Annotated in this window: 6 protein-coding genes and 1 pseudogene; 2 read left to right on the top strand and 5 right to left on the bottom strand. The window is 64.8% G+C overall.

What is annotated here, in order from left to right; translation table 11 throughout:
* The 5 genes and pseudogenes from JHD07_RS16650 to fliL all read right to left on the bottom strand — a co-directional run.
* Positions 1-399 (bottom strand): annotated as a pseudogene (locus JHD07_RS16650) (tetratricopeptide repeat protein); the annotation flags it as partial.
* Between the two features lie 105 nt (positions 400-504).
* Positions 505-1,263: a flagellar protein FlbB gene (locus JHD07_RS16645; protein ID WP_291624079.1), complete on the bottom strand. Its 759-nt coding sequence runs from the start codon at positions 1,261-1,263 to the stop codon at positions 505-507.
* A gap of 22 nt (positions 1,264-1,285) precedes the next feature.
* On the bottom strand, positions 1,286-1,732 hold the full coding sequence (locus tag JHD07_RS16640) for a DUF6468 domain-containing protein (RefSeq protein ID WP_291624077.1): 447 nt from the start codon (positions 1,730-1,732) through the stop codon (positions 1,286-1,288).
* Positions 1,729-2,931, bottom strand: coding sequence for a flagellar motor switch protein FliM (gene fliM, locus JHD07_RS16635; RefSeq protein WP_291624074.1), 1,203 nt, complete (start codon positions 2,929-2,931; stop codon positions 1,729-1,731). The genes JHD07_RS16640 and fliM overlap by 4 nt, the downstream gene beginning before the upstream one ends.
* A 30-nt stretch (positions 2,932-2,961) precedes the next feature.
* A complete protein-coding gene (gene fliL, locus JHD07_RS16630; protein WP_291624072.1) occupies positions 2,962-3,459 on the bottom strand; it encodes a flagellar basal body-associated protein FliL in 498 nt (165 codons plus the stop codon).
* Between the two features lie 380 nt (positions 3,460-3,839).
* On the opposite strand from fliL, the gene flgF reads away from it, so the two are divergent.
* Positions 3,840-4,601 carry a flagellar basal-body rod protein FlgF gene (gene flgF, locus JHD07_RS16625; RefSeq protein ID WP_291624070.1) on the top strand — a complete coding sequence of 254 codons (762 nt, stop codon included), beginning with the start codon at positions 3,840-3,842 and terminating at the stop codon, positions 4,599-4,601.
* A 16-nt stretch (positions 4,602-4,617) separates the two neighbouring features.
* Positions 4,618-5,406, top strand: a complete 789-nt coding sequence (gene flgG, locus JHD07_RS16620; protein WP_291624068.1) for a flagellar basal-body rod protein FlgG — start codon at positions 4,618-4,620, stop codon at positions 5,404-5,406.
* The last annotated feature ends 45 nt before the right edge of the window (positions 5,407-5,451 follow it).

Here is a 5,451-nt window from a genome sequence, read left to right as displayed (position 1 = left end):
GCCCGCATTCATGGTGTTGACGGTGACGCGCCGTGCCAGCGACAGGCGGATGGCGCCGCCGTCGGGATCGCGGCGCGCGGAGTTGACGTAATCAGGCGCGCCTTCCGGAACGCGATCGACCGGAACGTCCACCGGACGGTCGAAGCGGATGATCAGGATCGAGCCCGCGGTCGACACCTCCGAGGGAACGTCCTCGCCGAGCTTGATGACGAGACGGGCAAAGCCGCCGCCCGCGGAAAACGTCGCCTCGCCCCTGATCGGATCGGCCGCCAGGGCGGGCGCCGCGAGACCAACCAGGGCACAGGCCGCCAGCAAGGTCGCCGCGCAGGCATGGCGCGACAAGCCCCGCGCGAAAGCGCGGGCTCGCGACACAAATCCAGCGGCAGCCTCTCGCGCCATTGGCGGCATTTCTTCCGGTTCGACGGGTCCAGGCCGGGCCACTGATCCCGGCCCTGCCCTCGACTGTAAGGTTTTGCCAATTAAGGACTTCTTAAGTATGAGCCCTCAATTCGGCTTTTGCGTCGGCCTGCCGTCGATCTTCGGCAATTCGCCGGCCGAGGCGGATTGATCGCCGCCGCCATTGGCCCGTCGGGCCATCTCGACGGTCAGCTTCTCGGCCGCTTCCGGCGACATCAGCCCCATGATGTCCGACATCTTCCGCGGCGCGATCGCCGAGGCGATCTCGATCAGCACGCCCATCTCGAGCCGGTCGAACACCCGCGCGGCATCCTTTGGCTTCATGCCTTCATACATGATGACGAGGCCCTTCATGCGCTGGGCTTCGGCGGCCTTCTGCTCGGCCTGCGTCGCGGAGATGCGGGTTTCCACCGCCTTCATCTCCTCGACCTTGTTCTCGATACGCTTCTCGGCTGATTTGAGCAGGCTCTCGCGGATGTCGATCTCGCGCTGGCGCGCCTCGATCTCCTGCCGCCGCGCCTGCAGCCGTTCCAGCACCGCGCGCTCCGAGGCCGAGATCTGCGGTTGGGTCTCGTCGATCTTGACCGGGGTGCCGCCCTCCATCTTGGTCTCGGGTGCGGCCGGCTTCGGCGGTTCCTTCGGCGCGCTGGATCCCGTGATATCGAGATCCTCGCGGCCGGTCGGAAAATTCAGGTTCTCTTCCGCCCAGGATTTCTTGCCCTGGTTCGGCTTGTAGTCGAACACATAGCCGCCGTTGATCGCGAGGCCCGCCACCTTCAGCGTGGCGAGGCCTGCGACGGCAACCAGGACGACCGGAATGACGCGGATGTTACGAAAGGACTTCATGCCAAGACTTCATGCCAGGGCTTCATGCGGCAAGGCCGTTGGATCGTCGGCGCTCGGAAAAGGCTTCGGCCGCCGCCGCCACCGCCTTCGCCGATGACGGCTTGGCCGCGGGCGCGGCAACCGCCTCGGGGCTGGTCACGGGGCGCGCGGCGCTCGCGATCTTGGACAGGCGGCGCACCACGTTGTCGGCTTCGCCGAGCTGCTTGTGGAGCTGGTCCGACATCTGCGTCGCGGCGGCGAGCTGGCTGCCGAGGTTCTCGTTGACGTCGCGCACGGCGAGCTTCAGCCCCCCGATCGCGCGCTCGGCGATCTCGGTCGCGGTGATCAGCTCGCCGATGACGGCTTTCAGCGAATGCTCGTCCGCCTTCAGCCGCGTCAGCCGCTTGTTGAGCATGACGCAGTAGACGATCGTCAGCATCAGCAGGATAGCCACCAGCGTCTCGATCGCCATTCCCAGGGAGTGGTTCATGGGGCCTCCATCATCTTGTTCTGCTCGTCGACCTTCTCGAACATCGCAAGTGTCGTACTTGGCTTGCGCAAGGGTTTCGTCACCCGGATCGCGACGCGGTCGCCGACCCGACCCATCCGCCCCTCGGTCAGCGTGACGTCGCCGCAGCGCACGGTGACGTTGGCGTCGGCGCGCATGTCGAGCGGCAGCGTGTCCCCGACCTTGAGCCGCATCAGCTGCTTGAGCGGAATGTCGGCCTCATAGAGCACGGCATCGACGGCGATCTCGGCCTGCACGATCTCGGTGGCGAAGTGGCCCTCCCAGACCGGGTCGCGGCCGAACTTCTCGCCCATGAACATCTGGAGCAGGACGCCCCGGATCGGCTCGATGGTCGCGTAGGGCAGCAGCAGCTCGATATTGCCGCCGCGGTCTTCCATGTCGATGCGCAGGCGGACCAGGATCGCGGCGTTGGCCGGGCGGCTGATCGCGGCGAAACGCGGATTGGTTTCGAGCCGGTCGATCGTGAATGTCACCGGGGACAACGGCCGGAACGCCTGCTCGGCATCGGTCAGCACCACCTCGACCAGCCGCTTGACCAGCTCGGTCTCGATCGTGGTGTAGGGCCGGCCCTCGATGCGGAGCTGGCTGGTGCCGCGGCGGCCGCCGAGCAGCACGTCGATCATCGAATAGATCAGGTTGGAATCGACCGTCGCCATGCCGAAGTTCTCCCACTCCTCGGCCTTGAAGACGGTGAGGACGGCAGGCAGCGGGATCGAGTTCATGTAGTCGCCGAAGCGCACCGATGTGATGCGGTCGAGCGAGACTTCGACGTTGTCGGAGGTGAAGTTGCGCAAGGACGTCGTCATCAGCCGCACCAGGCGGTCGAAGACGATTTCGAGCATCGGCAGACGCTCGTAGGAGACCATCGCCGAATCGATGATCGCGCGAATGCCGGAATGGTCGTCGAGCGTGATGTCGCCGACGGTGAAGCCGAGGAGATTGTCGATCTCCTCCTGCGACAGCACCCGCTCGCCGGAGTTCTTGCCGCTGCCGAGATCGCGGCTGCCGTCCTCGACCATGGCCGCCCATTGCAGGGCCATGGTCTCCGACAGCTCGTTCTCGGCGGCAGCCTTTGCGGCCTCCGCGGGATCCTCGGAATCGAGCGACGCCTCCCATTGGGCGGCAATCGCATCCTGGTCCATTTGCTCGTTGCCGGCCATGACGCTAGTCCGTCACCTTCCCTGGCGCCATCACTGGACCACGACTTCCTTGAACAGCACCGCGCTGACCTGGATCGGGGCGACCGCCGCGTTGACGCGCTTGGTCAGCTCTTCCTTCAGGCGGAAGATGCCGGCGGAGCCGTTGAGGTCGGAGGGGCGCAGCTCGCGCACATAGGTCTGGAAGATGTCGGTGACGCGCGGCATCGTCGGCTTGATCGCCTCGACCTGCTTCTCTTCCTTCAACTCCAGCACGATCTTCAGCCGCAGATATTGCACCCGCTCGCCGGGCGAGCCGGCGAGGTTGACCATCAGGTCGGGGACGTCGACGAAGGCCGGCGGCTTGGGCGGCGGCGCGGCCTCGGCATGGTGCTCGCCCTCGGCGTGACGAAAGAAGAAGAACCAGGTCGCAGCACCGCCGCCGAGCACGGCGAGCACGCCGACGACCATGATGATGAGCTTGAGCTTGTTCTTCGGCGGAGCGGCTTCCGCACCCTCGGCGGCTGCGCCGCCTTCTTCATTCTCTGCCATGTGTGCCGCGCTCGTTCATCTCTCAAAGGGGTCGAAAGAGCGAAGCCTCCTGGCAGACCGTGACGCGGTACGAATGCCCCCAGCGCAGTGCGCTCCTCGTGTCAAACGCTACGGTAATAATGGTTAACGGAACCTTTCGATTGCGCCTCCGCTAGGAAAAATCTGCCGGGCAAGCATGGCTAACAGAACCTTTCTGCCGCCCTTTCGCACCCATCAAAAAACGACAACCATCTGAAATCGCACAGCTTTTCAAACTGGCACGGCTTTCGCTGAGAAAGCGCCGAGACCTTACGGTTTGGGAGAACCCGAGGTCTCGTTCACGGGATCCGCCGAGGCGCTTGGGAGAGCGAAATGGCAGATCCGCTCAGGGGAGATTTCCGATGCAGAACGCGCGTCTGATCGGCTTGTCACGGCAGATGACGTTGGAGCGGCAGATCGATGTCATCGCCAACAACGTCGCCAATGCCAACACCAACGGCTTCAAGTCGGACCATTCGCTGTTCGAGGAGTATCTCAACTCGAACGCGCGCGAGGACAATTTCATCGGCCGCGACCGCCAGGTCTCCTATGTCCACGACCGCGGCACTTTTCGCAACATCGCCCAGGGGCCGATGGAGCCGACCAACAGTCCGCTCGACATGGCGATCAACGGCAACGCCTATTTCGCGGTGCAGGGCAATGGCGGCGAGTTCTACACCCGCGACGGCAAGTTCTCGCTGAACAGCACCGGCCAGCTCGTCACCGCAGACGGCAATCTCGTGCTCGGCAATGCCGGCCCGATCACCTTCCAGCCCACCGACCACGACATCAACGTCGCGCCCGACGGCACCGTCACCGTGCTCGAGGGCACGGCGCGGACCGACTCGATCCGCGGCAAGATCCGCATGGTCTCGTTCGACGATCCGACCAAGCTGACCAAGCTCGGCGCCAATCTCTATGCCGCCGGCGGGGCGAACCCGCAGGCCGAGACCAAGTCCACCCTGCAGCAGGGCTACGTCGAGAAATCGAACGTGAATGCCGTCAGCGAGATGACCCGCATGGTCGAGGTGATGCGCAGCTATACCGCGGTCGCCAATTTGCTGCAGCAGCAAAGCGACCTCCACAAATCGGCGATCGAAAAGCTCGCCGACGTTCCGGCCTGATTGAAGGAGAACTGACATGCAGGCGCTTCACACCGCAGCGACCGGAATGGCGGCACAGGAACTCAACGTTCAGGTGATCTCCAACAACATCGCGAACCTGCGCACCACCGGCTTCAAGAAGCAGACGGCGGCGTTCCAGGACCTGATCTACGAGCACGTCCGCCGCGTCGGCGCCCAGTCGTCGGACCAGGGCACCATCCTGCCGGTCGGCGTCGACATCGGCGGCGGCGTCAAGACCGTCGGCACCCCGCGCAGCATGACGCAAGGGACCCTGTCGCAGACCGGCAACGACCTCGATCTGGCGATCTCCGGCGAGGGCTTCTTCAAGATCCTGATGCCCGACGGCACCTTCCAGTACACCCGCGACGGCACCTTCCAGATGGACAATCAGGGCCGCGTCGTCACCGCGCAGGGCAACCCGGTGCAGCCCACCATCACGATCCCGAACAACGCCTCGGGCATCGCCGTGAGCGAGCAGGGCCAGGTCTCGGTGACGTTGCCGGGCTCGACGACCTCCTCGATCGTGGGCCAGATCGGCGTGACCCGCTTCATCAACAAGGCGGGCCTGCAGCCGGTCGGCAACAACCAGTTCACCGAGACTCCCTCGTCCGGCGCACCGCAGGACGGCACCGCGAACACCGAGGGTTACGGCAAGCTCACGCAAGGAAGCCTCGAGCAGGCCAATGTCGACGTCGTCTCGGAGATGAGCGACCTGATCGCCGCCCAGCGCGCTTACGAGATGAACGCGAAGGTGATCAGCGCCGCCGACCAGATGATGCAATCGACCACGGCGCTGTTCCGCTGAGGTGATGACGATGATCCGCGCCACCCTCGCCACGATCTCCACCCT

It is taken from the genome of Bradyrhizobium sp., assembly GCF_016462955.1.
Lineage (GTDB): Bacteria > Pseudomonadota > Alphaproteobacteria > Rhizobiales > Xanthobacteraceae > Bradyrhizobium.
The sequence above is the reverse complement of the archived record's forward strand: the minus strand, read 5'-3'. Positions and strand labels throughout refer to the sequence as shown.

What these genes read in the sequence shown, in the direction of transcription:
- fliM (WP_291624074.1), bottom strand. Translation starts at nt 2,931, where the DNA reads ATGGCCGGCAACGAGCAAATGGACCAGGATGCGATTGCCGCCCAATGG.
- fliL (WP_291624072.1), bottom strand. Translation starts at nt 3,459, where the DNA reads ATGGCAGAGAATGAAGAAGGCGGCGCAGCCGCCGAGGGTGCGGAAGCC.
- JHD07_RS16640 (WP_291624077.1), bottom strand. Translation starts at nt 1,732, where the DNA reads ATGAACCACTCCCTGGGAATGGCGATCGAGACGCTGGTGGCTATCCTG.
- flgG (WP_291624068.1), top strand. Translation starts at nt 4,618, where the DNA reads ATGCAGGCGCTTCACACCGCAGCGACCGGAATGGCGGCACAGGAACTC.
- flgF (WP_291624070.1), top strand. Translation starts at nt 3,840, where the DNA reads ATGCAGAACGCGCGTCTGATCGGCTTGTCACGGCAGATGACGTTGGAG.
- JHD07_RS16645 (WP_291624079.1), bottom strand. Translation starts at nt 1,263, where the DNA reads ATGAAGTCCTTTCGTAACATCCGCGTCATTCCGGTCGTCCTGGTTGCC.